The 19,027-nt window shown below is 48.2% G+C and carries 19 protein-coding genes; 9 read left to right on the top strand and 10 right to left on the bottom strand.

The window, feature by feature from the left end:
• Positions 1 to 28 precede the first annotated feature (28 nt).
• Both KNQ03_RS11620 and KNQ03_RS11615 read right to left on the bottom strand, forming a co-directional pair.
• Positions 29 to 1,054: a ribitol-5-phosphate dehydrogenase gene (locus tag KNQ03_RS11620; RefSeq protein WP_064300479.1), complete on the bottom strand. Its 1,026-nt coding sequence runs from the start codon at positions 1,052 to 1,054 to the stop codon at positions 29 to 31.
• Positions 1,051 to 1,764, bottom strand: a complete 714-nt coding sequence (locus KNQ03_RS11615; RefSeq protein WP_056064491.1) for an IspD/TarI family cytidylyltransferase — start codon at positions 1,762 to 1,764, stop codon at positions 1,051 to 1,053. Before KNQ03_RS11615 ends, KNQ03_RS11620 begins: the two co-directional genes overlap by 4 nt.
• A gap of 298 nt (positions 1,765 to 2,062) precedes the next feature.
• Here KNQ03_RS11615 and KNQ03_RS11610 point away from each other — a divergent pair, with 298 nt between their 5' ends.
• The 3 genes from KNQ03_RS11610 (at position 2,063) to KNQ03_RS11600 (ending at position 6,447) form a co-directional block, all read left to right on the top strand.
• Entirely contained in the window at positions 2,063 to 3,829 is a 1,767-nt protein-coding gene (locus KNQ03_RS11610) for a CDP-glycerol glycerophosphotransferase family protein (protein ID WP_251140304.1), read from the top strand.
• The gene (locus KNQ03_RS11605) at positions 3,826 to 4,887 is read left to right on the top strand and encodes an acyltransferase family protein (RefSeq protein ID WP_149426641.1); all 1,062 of its coding nucleotides are present in this window, start codon (positions 3,826 to 3,828) and stop codon (positions 4,885 to 4,887) included. Before KNQ03_RS11610 ends, KNQ03_RS11605 begins: the two co-directional genes overlap by 4 nt.
• 363 nt (positions 4,888 to 5,250) lie before the next feature.
• Entirely contained in the window at positions 5,251 to 6,447 is a 1,197-nt protein-coding gene (locus KNQ03_RS11600) for an MFS transporter (protein ID WP_214724823.1), read from the top strand.
• 56 nt (positions 6,448 to 6,503) lie between these two features.
• Here KNQ03_RS11600 and KNQ03_RS17065 read toward each other — a convergent pair whose 3' ends face one another.
• The 3 genes from KNQ03_RS17065 to KNQ03_RS11585 form a co-directional block, all read right to left on the bottom strand.
• Positions 6,504 to 6,809, bottom strand: a complete 306-nt coding sequence (locus KNQ03_RS17065) for a DM13 domain-containing protein (protein WP_244290077.1) — start codon at positions 6,807 to 6,809, stop codon at positions 6,504 to 6,506.
• A 249-nt stretch (positions 6,810 to 7,058) separates the two neighbouring features.
• Positions 7,059 to 7,511 carry a DUF4385 domain-containing protein gene (locus KNQ03_RS11590; protein ID WP_023466724.1) on the bottom strand — a complete coding sequence of 151 codons (453 nt, stop codon included), beginning with the start codon at positions 7,509 to 7,511 and terminating at the stop codon, positions 7,059 to 7,061.
• Between the two features lie 49 nt (positions 7,512 to 7,560).
• Positions 7,561 to 8,190 (bottom strand): TetR/AcrR family transcriptional regulator, encoded by a 630-nt coding sequence (locus KNQ03_RS11585; RefSeq protein WP_214724822.1) that lies wholly within the window; start codon positions 8,188 to 8,190, stop codon positions 7,561 to 7,563.
• 108 nt (positions 8,191 to 8,298) lie between these two features.
• Here KNQ03_RS11585 and kynU point away from each other — a divergent pair, with 108 nt between their 5' ends.
• Genes kynU through kynB form a run of 4 tightly spaced genes read left to right on the top strand, consistent with a single transcriptional unit; the run spans position 8,299 to position 12,466 of the window.
• A complete protein-coding gene (gene kynU / locus KNQ03_RS11580; protein WP_214724821.1) occupies positions 8,299 to 9,576 on the top strand; it encodes a kynureninase in 1,278 nt (425 codons plus the stop codon).
• Positions 9,577 to 9,586: 10 nt separating this feature from the next.
• Positions 9,587 to 10,966, top strand: a complete 1,380-nt coding sequence (locus KNQ03_RS11575) for an amino acid permease (RefSeq protein ID WP_251133565.1) — start codon at positions 9,587 to 9,589, stop codon at positions 10,964 to 10,966.
• 23 nt (positions 10,967 to 10,989) lie between these two features.
• The gene (gene kynA / locus KNQ03_RS11570; protein WP_149426635.1) at positions 10,990 to 11,829 is read left to right on the top strand and encodes a tryptophan 2,3-dioxygenase; all 840 of its coding nucleotides are present in this window, start codon (positions 10,990 to 10,992) and stop codon (positions 11,827 to 11,829) included.
• Between the two features lie 13 nt (positions 11,830 to 11,842).
• Positions 11,843 to 12,466, top strand: coding sequence for an arylformamidase (gene kynB, locus KNQ03_RS11565; RefSeq protein WP_029343146.1), 624 nt, complete (start codon positions 11,843 to 11,845; stop codon positions 12,464 to 12,466).
• 40 nt (positions 12,467 to 12,506) lie between these two features.
• Here the strand turns inward: kynB and KNQ03_RS11560 are convergent, their stop codons facing one another.
• From KNQ03_RS11560 to cydD, 3 genes are all read right to left on the bottom strand, one after another.
• Positions 12,507 to 13,145 (bottom strand): cyclase, encoded by a 639-nt coding sequence (locus tag KNQ03_RS11560; protein ID WP_214724817.1) that lies wholly within the window; start codon positions 13,143 to 13,145, stop codon positions 12,507 to 12,509.
• Positions 13,146 to 13,271: 126 nt separating this feature from the next.
• Entirely contained in the window at positions 13,272 to 14,981 is a 1,710-nt protein-coding gene (gene cydC / locus KNQ03_RS11555; protein WP_214724815.1) for a thiol reductant ABC exporter subunit CydC, read from the bottom strand.
• Complete coding sequence (gene cydD, locus KNQ03_RS11550) at positions 14,978 to 16,708, bottom strand: thiol reductant ABC exporter subunit CydD (RefSeq protein WP_214724813.1); 1,731 nt, start codon at positions 16,706 to 16,708, stop codon at positions 14,978 to 14,980. The genes cydC and cydD overlap by 4 nt, the downstream gene beginning before the upstream one ends.
• Positions 16,709 to 16,916: 208 nt before the next feature.
• Between cydD and KNQ03_RS11545 the strand changes: the two genes are divergently transcribed.
• Both KNQ03_RS11545 and KNQ03_RS11540 read left to right on the top strand, forming a co-directional pair.
• Positions 16,917 to 17,399 carry an Rrf2 family transcriptional regulator gene (locus tag KNQ03_RS11545; protein ID WP_214724811.1) on the top strand — a complete coding sequence of 161 codons (483 nt, stop codon included), beginning with the start codon at positions 16,917 to 16,919 and terminating at the stop codon, positions 17,397 to 17,399.
• A gap of 22 nt (positions 17,400 to 17,421) precedes the next feature.
• Complete coding sequence (locus KNQ03_RS11540; RefSeq protein ID WP_029343141.1) at positions 17,422 to 17,790, top strand: nuclear transport factor 2 family protein; 369 nt, start codon at positions 17,422 to 17,424, stop codon at positions 17,788 to 17,790.
• Between the two features lie 61 nt (positions 17,791 to 17,851).
• On the opposite strand, the gene KNQ03_RS11535 is transcribed toward KNQ03_RS11540, so the two are convergent.
• Entirely contained in the window at positions 17,852 to 18,019 is a 168-nt protein-coding gene (locus KNQ03_RS11535; RefSeq protein ID WP_214724810.1) for a hypothetical protein, read from the bottom strand.
• Positions 18,020 to 18,102: 83 nt separating this feature from the next.
• Positions 18,103 to 18,945 carry a KPN_02809 family neutral zinc metallopeptidase gene (gene ypfJ, locus KNQ03_RS11530; protein WP_214724808.1) on the bottom strand — a complete coding sequence of 281 codons (843 nt, stop codon included), beginning with the start codon at positions 18,943 to 18,945 and terminating at the stop codon, positions 18,103 to 18,105.
• Positions 18,946 to 19,027 lie beyond the last annotated feature (82 nt).

The following is a 19,027-nucleotide window of genomic DNA, read 5'->3' as shown; positions in this document are numbered from 1 at the left end:
CGATTCTCCTCTTTTTCAGCGCACATCGTTACATGCACCATTCCATGACCGTCTTTCCGAACCGGTTCGTCAAATCGTTTTCAAACGCTTTATGAATGTCTTCGATTTGTCGGATTTGGAATACGCCTGAAACGAGGTTCGATAAATAAGCTGGAATATCAGGATGTGCTTGATACAATTCCATCGTCCGTGCGAAATCAGCCGGTGTACTCCGACTTGAACCGTAGACACGAAGTCCTTTTTCAAGAATCATCCGCGTGTTGATCGCGACGGCATCTTCTGATACGCCAAGTAACGCCATCGTGCCTTCCGGAATAATATAGTCGATCATCTGATTGATCGCATATTGGCTGCCAATTCCCCCAACACATTCGAAACCGTGGTTGAAGGAGACATCGGCTGGAATCTGATCGATGTGGTACGTCTCGTCTGCAAACGAGAAATAGTCAAGCTTCGACTGCGTTTTGCCAAAGACGAGTAATTTCGCTTCCGGATACAACTTACGTAGCAAGAGTGCTGTGATGAAGCCAAGATTCCCGTCACCCCACACTCCGAACGTCTCCCGACGCGGATGGGCAATCTTTTCGAAACGAGTCAAGGCATGGACCGATACACTGACGAGTTCAGTGAATGCCGCGACTTCAGGGTCAAGATCAGCCGGTACTTCGACAAGACGATCTGCTTTTAAGAACACATAGTCTTGCATATAGCCATCGTATCCACTCGAACGGAAACGACTCGTTCGCAAATAGTTTTCACCGATGATGTCATCTTCTTCCGTCGGTGTATTCGGAACCATCGCGACGAGTGTTCCCTTCTTGAATGTTCCACTCGGATCATGTACGACTTTTCCGATGCCTTCATGAATCATGGCCATCGGTAATTTTTTCGCCAATACTTCCGCACTACGGCTACCCGTGAAGTAGCGTTGATCCGCGTGACAAATCGATAAATACGTTGGACGCACGACAACGCGATCGGTATTCAATGACCGTTCATCATACGTCACTTCGATTTGACGCGGGGCGACGAGTTGATAGACTTGGTTAATCATTGATGAATCCGCTCCTTCAAGATAGCATTCGCAATCCGTAGGTCGTATGGTGTCGTCACTTTAATATTGAACAGTTCACCCGTGACGAGCGCCACATCTTCTCCTTTAAGTAAAAGAATCTTACAAGCATCCGTCAAAATCGCTCGTTCTTCCGTCGAAAGCGACTCATAATGCGATTTCAACTTCGTGATCTGGAAACTTTGTGGTGTCTGTCCTTGATACATTTGATCACGAACCGGAATATCCGTGATCGTTTTACCGTTCGTTGAAGCGACGATCGTATCGATTGCTGAAATGACCGTATCGCATGAGCCGAATTCTTGTGCTGCTTCAATGTTTTCTTTAATAATGCGGTGCGTCAAGAACGGACGGACGGCGTCGTGTGTGACGATGATATCTTCCTCAGACAGACCGTTTTTCTCTTCGATCCAATTCACGGCTGCCATGATCGATTCATTTCGATCCTGTCCACCCGGTGTAATGACGAGGCGTTCATCTTTTCCGATGTATTTCTCCAAAATATCGCGCGTATAGTTAATCCAAGCAGTCGGTGTGACGATGATGATGCGGTCAAAATCCTCATGTAATAGGAATTTCTCTACTGTATGGACGATGATTGGACGTTCTCCGATCGATAAGAATTGTTTCGGTCGATCGACATTCCCCATCCGTGTTCCTTTTCCTCCAGCTAAAATGGCTGCATAAATCATCTTCTGGCGCAGTGTCTCGTTGACTCTTTCAAACGAGACGACCTGCTTCCCTCCCTTATGAAATAATCGAATTTCGGTTTTCTTTCCCTAGCGTTCAGGGTATGTGTAATCGTGCAGTCTGTGTTGAAGTGTTATTTTACAAAAACACAAAAAAATAAAGAAATCCCTATTAATTTTAATGTCTCACGATATAATGAGTGGTGATTTCTAGTTTCACTATACTATGTTCACGTAAAATTTAAAAATCTATCATGATTGTGTAAATGCATTGTAATTATTCAAGCGAGGAGAGATGGTTTTGATCGAAGAGACACTGACCCCTACCTTACATGCTGAGGTCACCTACTTGGAATTAGCTGGAACGACGTTTCGTTTCGAAGCACGTTTAAGTGGATTGGCTGATTTTTTGCGTGCCGAACAAACGTTATTTGAAAATCCTACATCGCAACAGCAACCTGAACTTGAGGAACATGACGATGAGTATATTCAGTCTGAACCTACTGAAGCATTGGTACCGCTTGAACGTGCCATTGTCTTCCGTAATAAACGAAACAAACGGACGTTCATTTGCCGCTTTCCGTTCGAAGGTGACTGGACGGAAGAGTCCTTTACAGGCGAATTGAATCTGAATCATATCACGCCGACCGGTCGTCCATTGCCGATGGGCTATTTTGATGCGTTCTTCGCCATCGTCCAAGGAAAGACGATCTTACATGAAGCGCCTTTTGGTGATACGCGTTCGTTAATCCCAGTCGCTTACCGCGTCGATACAAAACATAGTAACGCCTTGATCTTACTCGAATATGAACTTGTCGTGCAGTATTCGGAATACAGCAACTCTTTAGGTTTCCATTCCCTGAAGAAAGGCGAATCGAAACGTCTAATCCAAGTCATCGATCGCTATAAGAAGTGGAAGAAGAACATGAAGAAGCGCGCGTTCAAGTTCCGTCGTTTTACATTTAAGGCGATCTATAACGTTACGAAATGGACGCAACCAATTCAAGAGAACAAAGTCATCCTCGCTTCGGATTCGCGGAGTGATATCAGTGGGAACTTTGCTTATATCTTGGATGAAGTCAAACGCCGCGATTTAGATCTTGATGTGAAAACCTTCTTCAAACCGAATCTTCAGTCTCGTCGTGATTGGCGTGACAAATTTGCCTTGCCATACCACTTAGCGACAGCAAAGACGATTCTTGTCGATGACTTCTATCCGATGATCTACCCGTTGAACATTCGTAAAGGCAGTGATTTGGTTCAAGTCTGGCATGCCGTTGGCGCCTTCAAGACATTCGGGTATAGCCGTCTCGGAAAACCAGGTGGTCCAAGCGCGAACTCGCTCAGCCATCGAAATTATACGAAAGCGATCGTCAGCTCCCATAATGTCGCCCGTCATTATGCTGAAGGCTTCGGGTTACGGGAAGATCAAGTCATCGCGACCGGTATTCCACGGACGGATATGTTCTTTGATCAACCGTTCATCGAGGAAGCGAAAGCACGTATCTATGAGGAATATCCCATCTTCAAACAAAAGAAAGTCATCATGTTCGCGCCGACGTTCCGAGGAAATGGTGCGAAGAGTGCCTATTATGATTTTGATCAACTCGATCTCGATGCGCTGTACGAAGCACTTCATGAGGAGTACGTCTTCGTCCTTAAACTGCATCCATTCATTCGCCGCCGAATGGAGATTCCAGAAGTCTACGCTGACTTCTTCCTCGATTTGACGAATCATCGTGAAATCAATGAGTTGCTGTTCGTCTCAGACATCTTGATTACGGATTACTCATCGACGTGTTTCGAGTTCTCCCTATTGAATCGACCGATGTTGTTCTTCGCGTATGACCTTGAGGACTATATCTCAAAACGTGATTTCTATTACGACTTCGAGGAATTCGTTCCGGGTCCAATCGTCAAGACATCAGAAGAGTTGATTGAACGGATTAAAAACAAAGACTTCGAAATGCATAATGTCAAAGCATTCGCAGAATATTTCTTTGAACATCAAGACGGAAAATCGAGTGCCCGGTTTGTTGATCAAATCCTGCTGGGTGAGAAAAAATGAATCGCCCCATCAAACCAGTGACCACGCCAACGTACGATCATTGGCTTGGGAACTATAAGGTCTTACTCATCTTCATGGTCGTCTTTGGTCATTTGATCGAGACGTTTCGAGATTTACCGGGAAACGATAGTGTGAGGATGGCGTATAACGTCATTTACTTGTTGCACATGCCTGCCTTCATCTTCATGAGCGGCTATTTTTTCAAACAAGTTCGACCTCAACGCATCCTCGCATTCGTTGCCCTGTATTTCATCTGGCAATCGATTCACGAAATCTATTTGTCCTACACGCAGGATGATTCCTTACGTGAGATGCTCGATGGGTTACTCCATCCACTCGTTCCGAATTGGACGCTTTGGTATCTGCTCGGGATCATCATTTGGCAAACCGTCACCCCGGCATTCCAGGTGATGCGTTTTCCGCTGATCGTCAGTGTCTTATTTGCTTTGTTGATCAATGCCAATCCAGACTCGATCACGAACTTCCTGTCGTTACAAAAAGTCGTCAGTTTTTATCCGTTCTTCTTGATGGGTTACCTCGTCAAAGAGCGTGGTTGGTTAACTGACGCTGGCTGGCGAAAGCAGATGACGGCACCGATCGGTCGACTGACCGGACTAATCGTCTCGCTCTTGATTGCCGTCTTCATGATTCTCTGGACGAAAAACGGATTTGATACGGTCTGGCTCTTCTACCGCGACACCTACGGGGAATTTGAAGTCTCGCTTCTAAAGGGAGCAGCGATTCAATTGTTCCTCTATGCCGTCAGTACGATCATGATCTTCTCGGTCTTGTTGCTCGTGCCGCACCGGTCATTCGGAGATCGATTCGACCAAATCGGCATACAGACACTTGCGATTTACTTGATTCACTCGTTCATCGTCCGTTTGTTCCGTGATTCGGTTCCACCAGCCATTACGGAGTCGCCACTGTTACTGATCGGACTGTCCTTCTTGCTCGCTACCGGATTCGTCTGGTTGCTGTCCAGTCGACCCGTCGTGACAATCTTCCGACCGTTGCTGTCACCGAACATCAAATGGTTATTAAAAAAAGACCAATAAATCTGAACCGAGGCTGACTCAAAAGTTAGTCTCTACAAAGATAAGGGTGGCAGAATGATGATCTGCCACCCTTATCTCGTAACACAAAAAATGGCGCGTCACACGCCACTCCTACAGGAAAAGCGCATTTATGCGCTGTCAGAGACGAACAAGATCCGCTTTCCTGCTTAAATGAAGCAGGAAAACTGGCTTGTGTCTCGCCTGAGGAAAGGGCGTGAAAAGATGCGTCATTCTTTTTTTGAGTCAGCCCCTTTTTCGAATCCTCGACTCGTCTGCGTTGACAGGCGCTTTAGCTTGAATCTAAGATAATGAAGGTGAAACAAATAACCGCTTACAGAAAGCGGGTCGAAAGAAGGGGTCCCCTTGCACGCGGATCAACGAAAAAAATTAACGGTCCTCATGATCAATATGTTTATTGCGGTCGGGAGCTTCGGGATCATCATTCCGATTCTACCCGCTTACTTAGCTTCGATTGGACAAGGTGGGACGGCGGCTGGGTTAATGATCGCCATCTTTGCCGGAGCACAACTCGTCATGTCACCGATTGCCGGAAAATGGGCGGACCAATACGGTCGTCGCAAGATGATCATCTATGGATTGATTGGCTTGACGCTCTCGATGTTTGTCTTCTACTTCTCCAATTCCGTCACGGTCCTCTACATCTCGCGCGCAATCGGCGGTGCCGGTGCTGCACTTCTGATTCCAGCGATTTTTGCTTACGTCGCGGACATCACGACGATGGATCAACGCGCAAAAGGAAACAGTTACGTCTCAGCTGCGATGTCACTCGGAATCGTCATCGGTCCTGGAATTGGTGGATTTCTTGCCGAATACGATTTAAAATTGCCACTACTCGTCTCAGCCATCGTCTCGGGGGCAGCCGTCTTATTCAGCGTTCTGTTACTTCAAGAAAGTGAAAAACACGATGCGACAGCGATGGCACCAGATGAAGGGTCGATGCTTAAGAAACTGGGGACATCGTTTAAGAAACCGTACTTCGTACCGCTCGTCATTACACTCGTCATGAGCTTCGGTCTCATGGCATACGAATCAGTACTCGGTCTATTCGTTGACGACCAATTCGGCGCTTCACCAAAAGATATCGCCATCATGGTGACGTCGACCGGTATCATCAGCGTCATTGCTCAAATCTTCATCGTCGATAAGCTGTCACGTAGTCTCGGAGAAGGAAAGGTCTTGAATCTGTTCCTGTTCATCGCGGCACTTGGTTTCTTCTTATCGTTATTGACATCAAGTTACGGTGGATTCTTTGCAATCACCCTCGTCATCTTCCTCGCGACGTCAATTTTACGTCCTGTCTTGAATACGATGATTTCAAAGCTTGCTGGAAATGAACAAGGGTTTGCCATGGGGATGAATAATGCCTATATGAGTATCGGGAACGTACTCGGACCGACGCTTGCAGGTGTCCTGTATGACGTCAACATTCTCTATCCGTTTGCACTCGGTCTGATTTTCCTCGTCGTAACGTTCATCGGATCGTTCATCTGGCAGAAACGTCAATCGCGTTTAATTAAAAAAGTCGAACAAACTTCTTAACGTCAAAAAAGCAATGCGTTCCCGATTTTTTATTCGGAAGCGCATTGCTTTTTCATTCATTCATTCATTACTTTTAAATCACCTGTTCCAAAGTCAGCATCAAAGGCACGACACCAAATGACGACACGGCTATGTTTTGTCAAATCGACGTCTTTTGGAATCATATAGTTCTGATTTCCTTGATTCCCTTTTAAGGCACCGAGACGAATTCCATCTGCTGTATCTTCACCGGGTTCGACCAAATACACAAACAGATCCGGACCGTTCGTCGTTTGAAAATCTTCAAAACGTAGATACAATGCACCGTCTACAGTTAGCGTCTTAACGTCACCTGATGTTTTGTAATTTTTTTCACCGTTCATGAATGTACCTGAAAATACAGTTTCTGTTTCTTCAGGAGAAGATTGTGACGTTTCGGGAGTGCTTTCCTCCTCTTTTTGTTCCACTGTCGAAGAACCTGGCGGCAGTCCTTCATCAACTGATTCATTCAAAAAAAGGGGTGATGCGAGCCACCAAACTAAAGCCAGTACGAAAACAATGACGATTCCCACAATGACTTTTGATCCTGTTCGCACTACTTCCACTCCATTCCTCTATTAGAGAATCGCAATTTAACCGTATTGTTTTTGATGTTCCCGTTTTAACGCCAAATACTCTTCATCCGCCCGAATCAAATCCCATTTTTCTTGGAAGATGGCCGCAGATTTTGCTTTTTCTTCGTCGATCTCGCGCGTGTGCAATTCTTTAGTCTCTTTATCTTTATATTTGCGCCCACCCTTATAGTTCGCGTAACGTCGTGCGCGCGTATGTCCCATCTGAATGAACTTCCGCGCCATATCCATGCCGACGAAGTCCCCGTCTTCTTTATAAGCTAAATACATCTCATAAATTTTCTCAGACGATTCCTTTGCGATGTCCGGCGTCTTAAAACGCCAATGCGGCAAAATCTCACTTTTATAAGGTTCGACGAGTAAGACCCCTTGCTCCCCGCGTCCAACCCGATACTTTTCCGGCTCCTTACGAAAATCCGTCGTCTTGAAATCGAGATCGTAATCAAACGGCATCCCGGTCACGCTCCCTTCTACTTCGAAACGTTCCCTTCCCGTCCGTTCATCAATCCTCGATCCGGTAGAGTCCTTGCGTATAAATCGTCGCTAAGACGTGCGCAATCTCTTCGATCGTCGCTGTCGCCTCTTCGCGGACGACTTCGAATAAATACATCTCATTCGCAAAGAACCAACCACGGGCGACGAGTTTCGAGTCGACATCCTGCCGCGCAAGTCCTGTCTCCTGCGCATACTGGATATCCTGACTGATCCGATCAATGAACCGTTCCCGAATCGCTTTCCATTTAGCACGGACGATGTAAGACATGCCGATCGCTTGCTCGACAACCCGTAGTATCGCTCGTTCTTCTTCCGCGAGACGCAAGAAATCCGTCGCTTGCGTCACGATGCGTTCCTTTGCCTCTAGCGGCGTCGTCGGTTCGAATGTTCGTTCCGCGATCGCGTGGAAGCGGCTCATGACATCTTCCATCAAGACGACGAGCAGCTCATCTTTTCCTTCAAAATGGACATAAGCCGTTCCGTAGCCGACGCCAGCTTGTTTAATCACTTGTGAAATCGTTGCCGTTTGAAACCCTTGTTCTAAGAAGACGTCACGTGCCGCACTCAACAGTTTCTCGCGTGTCCGCACTGTGCGCAGATGACGTTTATCGATTTTTTCTGGTTGAGAAGATGACATGTCCTTCACTCCTTTTGTTTTCTCTATTCGATAATATTGACACAATGTCAATTTGTTTGCTACGCTTTTGTCAAAATTGATTGAACATTCATTTGAGGAGGATGACGTATGACACTGCAAGCAAAACGGACCGATGCTGTTACTCAGGATGAGCAAGATGCACTCGCTGCCTATCGTGATGAGTTTTATCTGCAACCGGGTAGTATCTATATGGACGGAAACTCGCTCGGCTTATTGTCGAAGCGTGCCGAGAAGACGTTGCTCGAGTCGCTATCAGACTGGAAAGAACTCGGAATCGATGGCTGGATGAAAGGACGTCATCCTTGGTTTGAATTATCGGAACGTCTCGCTGCTCTCAACGCTCCGCTCGTCGGCGCACAAGCTGAAGAAGTCATGGTCACTGGTTCGACGACCGTCAATCTCCATCAACTCGTCGCGACATTCTTCCAACCAACAGAAGGACGAGATAAGATTTTAGCGGATGCGCTGACGTTCCCGTCGGATATCTATGCCCTCCAAAGCCAACTTCGCTTACGTGGTCTGGATCCGGAGACACATCTCATCCAAGTACCGAGTCGGGACGGTCGCTTTTTAGAAGAAGACGATATCATCGCCACGATGACGGATGATATCGCGTTAATCGTCTTGCCGGCGGTACTTTACCGAAGTGGACAAATTCTCGATATGGAGCGTTTGACGAAGGCGGCACACGACCGTGGCATCCTGATTGGTTTTGATGGTTGTCATTCCGTCGGAGCCGTTCCCCACGCGTTCCATGACTGGGGCGTCGACTTTGCCTACTGGTGTAATTACAAACACTTGAACGGTGGTCCTGGAACGGTTGGTGGATTATTCGTCCACGAACGTCATTTCGGAACGTTGCCTGGTCTGACGGGCTGGTTTGGTTCGCGGAAGGATAAGCAGTTCGATATGGATCATACGATGACACCGGCGGCACATGCCGGTGCCTTCCAGATCGGGACACCACACGTCTTAAGTCTCGCTCCACAAATCGGTGCATTAGAGATGTTTGACGAAGTCGGTATCGAAGCCGTTCGGACGAAATCACTCGCGTTGACGCAGTACATGATGGAACTCGTCGAGCAGGAACTCACACCGTACGGTTTCGTCATCGGAAATCCGATCGACGATAAACGCCGCGGGGCGCATCTCAGCCTCGAGCACCCGGAAGCAGCACGGATCTGTAAAGCACTCAAGGAAAATCGGATCATTCCCGATTTTCGGGCGCCAAACATCGTCCGTCTAGCACCCGTCGCGCTCTATAATACGTTTACCGATGTCTATGACGTCGTCGCGACACTCAAACGAATCATGAAAGATAAAGAATACGAACGTTTCGCGAATGAACGCGAAGTCGTTGCTTAAGGAGTACACCATGGAACAACCTACTGAACTACGGCGTGAACTCAAGACACGCCAACTCACGATGATTGCAATGGGCTGTGCGATCGGAACCGGTCTTTTCCTCGGAAGTGGACTTGCGATCGGGCTTGCCGGACCGAGCGTTTTGATCAGTTACGCTGTCGGCGCCTTCATCGTCCTACTTTTAATGGGCTGTCTGGCTGAAATGACGGTCGCTCATCCAACATCTGGCTCGTTCGGTACGATTGCCGAACGATACATTAGCCCATATGCGGGTTTTCTCGTCCGCTATTCATACTGGATCGCAAATGTTCTCGCGATCGGCGTTGAAGTCAGTGCGATTGCCATCTATATGAAATACTGGTTCCCGGACGTTCCCGGAGTCGTCTGGATTCTCGTATTCGCTGCCGCGTTGATTTACATCAATGCCACGACAGTCAATACGTTCGCGACCTTCGAATACTGGTTCTCAGTCATTAAAATCAGTGCCATCTTGCTATTCATCCTGCTCGGTGCCTACTTGGTCATCGGTAGTCCAAGTCCTGAGATTGGTCCACAAAACTTCACAAATGACGGTGGCTTCATGCCGTTCGGTTTCTCAGGTCTCTGGATCGCGATCTTCATCTCCCTGTTCAGCTTCCTCGGAACGGAATTGATTGCCGTAACCGCTGGTGAAGCGAAGGATCCAGATGTCGCCGTACCGAAAGCATTAAAAGCGACAGTCTTCCGTCTCTCGACGTTTTATGTCATCACGATTGCTTTGATGTTGATGATCGTTCCATGGCAACAAGCAGGCGGTGTCGATCAAAGTCCGTTCGTTAAAGTAATGGAGATGCTATCGATTCCGTATGCAGGCGGCATCATGAACTTCATCATCCTGACGGCGGCGCTGTCTGCGATGAACAGTCAACTGTATGCTTCGACACGGATGATGTATTCGTTATCGAAGGCAACGTATGCGCCAAAAGTATTTGGGCGTTTGAATCGAAAAGGTGTACCGCTCTTCGCACTCGCCTTGTCGACACTTGGGATTTTTCTCGCGGGGATCATCAGCAGTCAATCGAGCGTTTCTTATCCATTCATGATGGGAATTTCGATGTTCGGGGCGATTTTCACATGGTTCATGATTTTCATCTCCCATCTGTACTTCCGTAAAGCCTGGGAACGTGAAGGTGGACGGACGTTACCGGTTCGGATGATGGGCTATCCGTATCTGACTGCCCTCGGTGCATTGTTGTTATTCGCACTCGTCCTAACGACATGGTTCACGGATTTCCAAATCGTCTTGAAGTTTGGTGTACCGTGGTTAGTGTTCTTATCGATCGCCTATTTCTTCTGGAAACGGGCGCATCCGGAACAACCACAGACCGCTGAAAAACGAAAACTGAATTAACATGATAAAGGGGCTGAATGGGAATGACAAAGACAGATCCTACGTCTATTGAAGCATCGATTCAAACGGATTTTAAAAAAGATATGTCCTACGGGGATTATTTGCAACTAGATCCATTGCTTACGAGTCAACATCGCTTATCGGGGCATCATGACGAGATGCTGTTCATCATCATTCATCAAACGAGCGAACTCTGGATGAAGCTGATCCTGCATGAAATGCGAGCAGCGACGCAAGCGGTCGCAAACGATGATCTCGAATCATCCTTTAAGATGCTCGCACGTATCTCAAAGATTCAGCACCAGTTGATTCAGTCGTGGAATGTCTTGTCGACCTTGACCCCTGCCGAATATCTAGAATTCCGTGACGCGCTTGGTCACTCATCCGGTTTTCAATCGTATCAAAACCGTCAAATCGAATTCGCGCTCGGCTTCAAGAATGAGCAGATGCTAAAAGTGTATGCGCATGACGAAACACTCTATCCGATGATGCTCGAAGACTTGAAGACACCAAGCATCTACGACGAAACGATCCGAGCGATGGCGCGCCATGGGCTACCGATCGACCAATCCGTCCTTGATCGTGATGTCACGCAAGACTGGACGCCGAATGCAAGTGTCGAAGCAGCTTGGGCGACCGTCTATCGGGATGTCGAACAATACTGGGATCTGTATGAGCTCGGTGAAAAACTACTTGATATCGGGAGCCAGCAGCAGATGTGGCGCTTTAACCATATGAGTACCGTCGAACGGATCATCGGACAAAAGCCAGGAACGGGCGGTTCTTCTGGCGTCAGTTATCTACGACGTGTGCTCGACCACCGATTCTTCCCGGAACTGTGGTCAGTCCGCACGACATTATGAGGAGGATGAAGCGATGACACGATGGATTGATGTTTCACAACCACTTGATCGCCACGTCACGACGTGGCCGGGAGATACACCTTTTGAAGCGACATTGACATGGAATAAGGCAGACACCGGTTCCGTTAACGTCGGAAAGGTAACGATGAGTCTGCATACTGGCACTCATGTCGACGCGCCGTTTCATTTTGACGATGCCGGACAAAAAATCATCGATCTTGATCCGGATCTCTACATCGGACATGCGCGCGTCATTTACTTACCAGGTCGTACAGAAATCACAGCCGCTGATTTAGATGGCTTTGAGCTAAATGATGTCCAGCGCTTGATCATCAAAACAGATGGTTGGATCGACAAATCAACTTTCCCAGAAACGATTCCCGTCTTGACGCCAAGTCTTGCTGAGCGTCTCGGAGAACTCGGGATTTCGCTGATTGGTCTCGACTTACCAAGCGTCGATGCGATCGATAGTAAGGAAATGGCGGCCCATCACGCACTGGCGCAGCATGGAGTCCATATCCTTGAAGGACTCGTCCTTGATGCGATCACGCCTGGTGATTACCACCTCAACGCTGTTCCACTTCCGCTCGTCGACGGCGACGGTAGTCCCGTTCGTGCCTTACTTCGTCCATACTAAAAAATCCGTTCAGCAGGCGCTCTGCTGGACGGATTTTTTGTTACTTAGGTAGTGGCTCGAACAAATTGGCTTCGATTTGACGAACGACATGTCCTAGGACCGCAAGTGATTGATCGACCTCGAATCCTTGATCCAAGGAGTGATTCGCTCCTTCCATGATATCAATCGTCAGTTGTGAGGTGCGACACGTTTCAAGTGCCGCTTCATCATAAAACTTATCGGCTGTCCCGATGACGAGGAGTCCAGCTTGCGACGAATTGGCGATTTGTTCGGCCACTTCAGTCAGGACGGGTGTTAAGAAGACAAAGCGTGCTGTCTGTAGATTCGGCTTAGCAAGTAATGCCGCTAAAGGAATCGTTCCTAGTGACTTCGCAATAAACTGGACGTTTTCGTATGTATGCGTCGCCAGCACTTCTGAGACGACAGCGTCGACCCGGCGCGTCATGCAGGCATTCGATTCAGCGTCTGTCATCGAAAAGAGCTCTTCCGTCACATAGTGAATACAGATGACATCGATGCCTCGAGCTAGTAGCGCCATCCGGCTGTAGTAAAAGTAAGGATGGTCGTATAGGTACGATGCTCCCGAGAGCAAGAAGCAGACCTGTTTGGACCCCATTTGAAAATGATCATATGAAACGGTCGTCTGATCGACGACGATGGATGATTGTTCGATATGCATGAAACCCCTCCACGTTTTTTCTAGACTTTACCATTTCAAAAAGTAGACTGTCATGTCTTTTTCGGCTCTCGCTTATAAACTAAAAAAGGCGATGCACCACATGGGGTCACCGCCAATCCTATATCTTTATCCAATCGGAGCAAAAACGGACTGTTCGACTTGTTTTAATTCATAGAACGCCCCTTGTCGCGCCATCAATTCGGCATACGTTCCGACTTCGATGACGTGACCTTGATCCATGACGATGATTTGATCCATCGCTTCAAGACCTGCTAACCGGTGGCTAACAAGGACAAGTGTCGCGTCCGCTGCCCGTGCGAACAGTCGATCGAGAATCATCTGTTCCGTCAAAGCATCGACGGAAGACGTTGGTTCGTCAAGCAAGTAAAGCGACGCTTCCCGCAAAAGCACACGGGCAATTGCTAAGCGTTGTTTTTCTCCTCCAGACAAGTTCTCGCCTTTTTCAAATACACGATCGTTTAATTCGAACGTCGTTAATCCGACATCATCGAGCGCTTGACGCATCGCCTCGTCCGTCGCTGCTTCGTTTGCGAGCAATAGATTATCGCGAAGCGTTCCATAAAAGTAATGATTCTGTTGCAAGACGACATTTGCGTGTTGCCAAAGCCCTTCCGGATCAACCGTCCGACTATCTTGACCAGAAATCGTTAATCCGTCTGTCGGATACATCCGTAACATCAATTGAAGTAACGTGGATTTCCCAGAACCACTCGCCCCGACGATTGCCGTCTTCTTGCCGGCAGGAATCGAGACGGTAACGTCACGTAAGACCGGGCGCGGTGCATCAGGGAACGTGAACGTCAATGCATTCGTTTCAAAGGATGGTGCCTGATCGAGAACGAACGTGTCATAGATTGGCTCCGCTTGTTCGGTCACGACTTCATCGAGTCGTTTCGCAGCATGGCGGCTATCTTCAAAGAAGCCTGGTAAAATCGCCATCGGTGCCGCATTCTCGAAGACCGTCAGTGATGTCATGACGAGTAAAGCAAGGAAGACACCTTCGAGTTGTCCACTCGCGACGAGATAGGCACCGACACCAAGAACGAGCCAAGAGATGATCAGCGTCACCATCGTATTCAAAGCAAGGTTCGAAACAGCATGTAAACCATTCCGTTTTTCTTCCTCGACATATCGTTTCGCGACGGCATTCAGGTCCTGTTCTTTTTGATCAAGCTGCTGGTAAATCTTTAAGTCACGATAGCCTTGGAACAACTCTGTCACTTCTGTCGACAAGTCACCACGGCGGACACGAACTGAGCGTGCGAAACGCTGTTCGCGGTACGCGAACCAACCCGGAATCAAGAAACCCGTCAGAATCAAACCAAGTAGTAGAATCCCGGCAATCGTCCACGAGAAGAAACTGACGAAAAAGATCGTACAGAAGAAGACCAGCAACAAGACGATCGGTGGATAGAGAACACGTAAGAACGTATTTTGCAGACTTTCGACGTCACCGACGATCCGAGCAAGTAAGTCCCCACTCCGGTATTTACCGAAAATTCCTGGCGCGAGCGGCTCGAGTCTCCGGTAGAACGACGTCCGGATATCACTAAGGATCGTAAACGTCGCCCGGTGCGAATAATAACGTTCCGCATACCGACTGACGGCGCGCGTCAGACTCGAGATTTTTTGCAGCGCAATCAAGACAGCAAGCGTCTGGATCGGTGGCAACAAGGCTGCCTTTGAAATCAGGTATCCACTTGCTGCGAATAAACCGACCGCTGTCACTCCGGCGAGGACACCGAAGAAGATCGACCAGGCGATATCGCGTTTTTGATGCACCATCAACCGAAAGACTCCTAGTAGTTCCTTCATCGTGTTTCCTCCCCTCTCTGGACGCTGCGCATCCGAGCATATTCCGAATCACGTCCAAGCAGTTCATCGTGAGTGCCACGATCGACGATTCGTCCGCCATCGAGGACGACGATTTGATCTGAGCGCTCGATCGTATGCAGGCGGTGTGCGACAGTAATGACTGTCGCTGCTTGTCCAAGCTGTTCGATCGCTTGTTGAAGCAATCGCTCCGTTTTGACGTCGAGTCCTGTCGTCGGTTCATCAAAGACGATGACGTTCGGTCGTTTCAAGAACGCTCGTGCCAGCGCAACGCGCTGTTTCTCGCCACCTGATAGACCACGTCCACCTTCTCCGATCACCGTGTCGATCCCTTCAGGTAACGTCGCAATCAGCTCCTCGAGCCCTGCTGCCTGCGCCGCCTCAAAAATCTCTTCCGGCGTCGCTTGACGGAGTTCACCGATCGCGATGTTTTCTGCCAGCGTTCCGGCATACAAATACGGATGCTGCGAGATGTAGCTCAACTGACGGAACCAGCTCGCTTCCTCCACCTGACTGCGATTAATCCCGTCGAGCAGAATCCGTCCTTCTTTTGGATCCGCGAGTCCGGCAATCAACTGTAAGACAGTCGACTTACCGGCACCACTGCGACCAATCAACGCCACCTTTTGATACGGTTCAATCGCAAGTGTCACGTCTTGTAAGGCAAAACGTCCTTCTTGATACGTAAAATCAACTTCATCCAAAACGATTCGTGGTGGACGGTTCATCGCAAGTTCTGATTGACCAAAGGCAACAGGACGATCGTCTGTCGTTAGTTCGGCTGCAATCTGTTTCGCTGCCGCGACACTACCGCGTCCTGTATGGAAGGCAGCACCCATCTCTTTTAAGGCAAGATAGTACTCTGGTGCCAACACGAGCATCAGGAACGCCGGGATGAAGGTGATGCTTTGGAACAGAATCAAGCGCAGACTGACTTCAAGTGCAATCATTCCCATGCTGAGCATCGAGATGAACTCAAGCATCAACGACGACAAGAAGGCGAGCTTCAAGACCGTTAACGTCGCATCCCGGAAATCAAGACTACTTTTTTCGATGACGTCACGTTGTCGTTTCGCACGACCAAATAACTTCAAGGTCGTCAGTCCTTGCAATGTATCAAGAAACGTTCCCGAGAATGCCGTCATCTTCTCGAGTTGAGCATCGGCCCGCTTTTGCGTCATGATGCCGATGATGATGTAGAACAATGGAATGAACGGTGCTGTGATCATCATGACGAGACCGGTGATCCAGTCATAGCTGAATGCTGCGATCAAGACCATCAAGGGAACAATCGTCGTCTGAACGACTTTCGGCAAGTATTGACTATAATAGCTGTCCATCTCGTCTACAGCGTCGAGCAAAACACTGACCTTCTGTCCCGCTTGCCCTTGTAGCATCATCTCGACCGAACGACCTGTGTATTTCGCGACGAGTGCTTCCCGAAGCGCCTGCTTCATGTGTGCCGATAACGTCGTACCGAGACGACCGTTCCAATACGTCACGGCGACCCGGAGCAACAGCATCCCGAGGACGACGAGTAGTAACGGAATGACGGCTTCAAACGGTTGTTCCTTCAGGAAAATCCGATCGACCGTCAACACGATACCATACGATTGACCAACGACCGCAACCCCCATCAGGAAAGCTGCCATGATGAATTGAATGAGAATACTACGTGGAATCTGAACGATTCCTTTTAATGGATTCATATACAAACGTCCTTTCACAAAGTGTGAACGACTTTTAGTGAATATTTTCACATATCGTACATTTAGTATACCGAATCCGGAACGGGGATGCCATGCAGATGCTGTCGAAAAGGTGTGACGGTTTTGTGAGAGCATATGACTCGACAATTCTTTCGAATAAAACTATTATGGATATACATTATCTACGTTTAACGAAAGGGGACTTCTCATGCAAATGAAAACCGGGGTCGAGCAATCTGTCTACGCGATGTTGCTCTTGACCTTCCTTCCGGATCGCGCTGTGTTGCCCGGTGAATTCATCAGCCAGCAACTTGGTGCCTCGCCGACTTATTTCCAAAAGCTCTTACGAAAACTCGTCCAAGCGGATCTGTTGTATTCCGTACCGGGTGTCAAAGGCGGCTTTCGTTTACGGCGTCCGGCAGACGAAATTCAAATCTTTGATGTCTATCAGGCAATCGAGGGCAAACAGACGTTGTATGCGTCAAGCGGTGTCTTCGAGGATTTGATGGGAATTCAGGAACAGGAAATCGGTCTACTCTCGAATCTAATGACAGAGGCGGAAGAGGCGTGGCAATCGACGTTAAAGCGCGAATCGATCGGCTCGATCCGTCAAGCAATCGATGCCTCCTGTCCACCGAAACATTTAGAACGGTTGCATGCGTTAATCACAGACCGGATGATGACACTTTAATGAACAGAAAGAGGTTTTTACTATGGTATTGAATCGTTATTTTGACTTATTCGACGCGTCACGCACGGACGCACAAGCTTTTGAGGATCTCGTTTCCTTATTCACGACAGACATCACGTTCGTTCTGAACGGACAACCAAAGCACGGCATCGACGCCTGGAAACAGTTCGTCCGTCATGTGTTCACGGCGAATCAGGATATTAAGCATATGTATGCGGGCTGGGAAGAAACAACACCAGGAACGTATGAAACACGCTGGGCAGTTTGCGGAAAACGAGCAGACGGTAGTGTCTTCACACAAGACGGAAAAGATATCGCACGTCTCGATGAAAACGGACGGATCGCTTACCTGGAGAACGTTCCAGATGATCCGACGATGTTCCGTTCATAAGAAGCTTTTAAATAACGAAAACCTGTGTTCCGCGCAAGCAGAACACAGGTTTTTTTGGTATTTAGCGCTTCAGTACGAGTCGTTTTAACAAATAGCCTGTGATGACAAGTAATGACGCAATGGCGAAATAGACCATGTAGATCAACAAGTCCGGCGCAAATCGTGACACGATGTACGTCAATCCGACGACAGCCGTATAGAGCAATAGAAATAGACTGATGTGCTTCAACTTCGACACTCCCCTTTGAATCCTTCCCTCTTCTTTACGGAAACGATTGGAAAATGTTTCAAATGGCCTGTCGTTGCTTCGTTTTATAGATTCTTCGCTTTGAATGTATCTCCGCCTTCAATCGTGCCGTTATCAAAGCCTTTTTGGAACCAACGCTCCCGTTGCGCTGATGTGCCGTGGGTGAAACTTTCCGGTACGACATATCCTTGTCCCTTCTCTTGTAACGTATCATCCCCGACAGCATTCGCTGCCGTCAACGCTTCTTCAAGATCACCTTCTTCGAGCAAATTTTCGCCTTGCGCATGATGCGCCCAGACGCCGGCATAATAATCGGCCTGTAGCTCGAATCGAACAAGGTACTTGTTGAACTTCTCCTCACTCATCTGCTCTCGAAGGGGCATGATCTCGTCCGACTTTCCGAGTAACGTCTGGACATGGTGTCCGACTTCATGCGCAATGACATAGGCCATCGCAAAATCGCCCGGGGCTCCGTACTTCGACTGCAGTTCATCATAAAAGCTTAAATCAATGTATAATTTCTGATCACCGGGACAATAAAAGGGACCGACGGACTTCCCTGCTTGTCCGCAAGCCGAACTGACTTGATCCGTATATAAGACGAGCTTCGGTTTTTTATAGGTCTTACCATCTTCTTTGAATTCCTTCGTCCAGACCCGTTCCGTATCCGCTAAGACGACGGAGACGAAGTCCGCTGCTTCTTTTTCCTGTGCTGTTTCTTCATACGTCGTATTTTGCTGATCCCCACCGGTTAAGTCTCCGAGTAATTCAGCTGGATTACCACCCATCAAGGTGATGACGATCAGCAGGATGATCCCGACACCACCACCGATACCAGCGATTCCTTTCCCTCCCATTCCCCGTCGATCCTCGACGTTCGAACTCCGCTGTCTTCCCTTCCATTTCATGCGTTTTCCTCCTACTCGTTTCGTTGTAAGTCTTTACCCGAAAGCATTCGTCTGTAACGCTCCGTCTGAGGATGGACGTTAC

This window comes from Exiguobacterium sp. s143 (assembly GCF_018618895.1).
Taxonomy (GTDB): domain Bacteria; phylum Bacillota; class Bacilli; order Exiguobacteriales; family Exiguobacteriaceae; genus Exiguobacterium_A; species Exiguobacterium_A abrahamii.
This window is presented reverse-complemented; position numbering and strand designations above follow the sequence as displayed.

Coding starts and splice junctions, on each gene's coding strand:
- KNQ03_RS11590 (WP_023466724.1), bottom strand. CDS start 7,511: ATGCCGTTTGATTACGATCTCGATTTCAAGACGACGGATTTTCGTAAG.
- kynA (WP_149426635.1), top strand. CDS start 10,990: ATGACAAAGACAGATCCTACGTCTATTGAAGCATCGATTCAAACGGAT.
- KNQ03_RS11620 (WP_064300479.1), bottom strand. CDS start 1,054: ATGATTAACCAAGTCTATCAACTCGTCGCCCCGCGTCAAATCGAAGTG.
- cydC (WP_214724815.1), bottom strand. CDS start 14,981: ATGAAGGAACTACTAGGAGTCTTTCGGTTGATGGTGCATCAAAAACGC.
- KNQ03_RS11575 (WP_251133565.1), top strand. CDS start 9,587: ATGGAACAACCTACTGAACTACGGCGTGAACTCAAGACACGCCAACTC.
- KNQ03_RS11615 (WP_056064491.1), bottom strand. CDS start 1,764: ATGATTTATGCAGCCATTTTAGCTGGAGGAAAAGGAACACGGATGGGG.
- kynB (WP_029343146.1), top strand. CDS start 11,843: ATGACACGATGGATTGATGTTTCACAACCACTTGATCGCCACGTCACG.
- KNQ03_RS17065 (WP_244290077.1), bottom strand. CDS start 6,809: ATGAACGGTGAAAAAAATTACAAAACATCAGGTGACGTTAAGACGCTA.
- KNQ03_RS11605 (WP_149426641.1), top strand. CDS start 3,826: ATGAATCGCCCCATCAAACCAGTGACCACGCCAACGTACGATCATTGG.
- ypfJ (WP_214724808.1), bottom strand. CDS start 18,945: ATGAAATGGAAGGGAAGACAGCGGAGTTCGAACGTCGAGGATCGACGG.
- KNQ03_RS11585 (WP_214724822.1), bottom strand. CDS start 8,190: ATGTCATCTTCTCAACCAGAAAAAATCGATAAACGTCATCTGCGCACA.
- KNQ03_RS11545 (WP_214724811.1), top strand. CDS start 16,917: ATGCAAATGAAAACCGGGGTCGAGCAATCTGTCTACGCGATGTTGCTC.
- cydD (WP_214724813.1), bottom strand. CDS start 16,708: ATGAATCCATTAAAAGGAATCGTTCAGATTCCACGTAGTATTCTCATT.
- kynU (WP_214724821.1), top strand. CDS start 8,299: ATGACACTGCAAGCAAAACGGACCGATGCTGTTACTCAGGATGAGCAA.
- KNQ03_RS11540 (WP_029343141.1), top strand. CDS start 17,422: ATGGTATTGAATCGTTATTTTGACTTATTCGACGCGTCACGCACGGAC.
- KNQ03_RS11560 (WP_214724817.1), bottom strand. CDS start 13,145: ATGCATATCGAACAATCATCCATCGTCGTCGATCAGACGACCGTTTCA.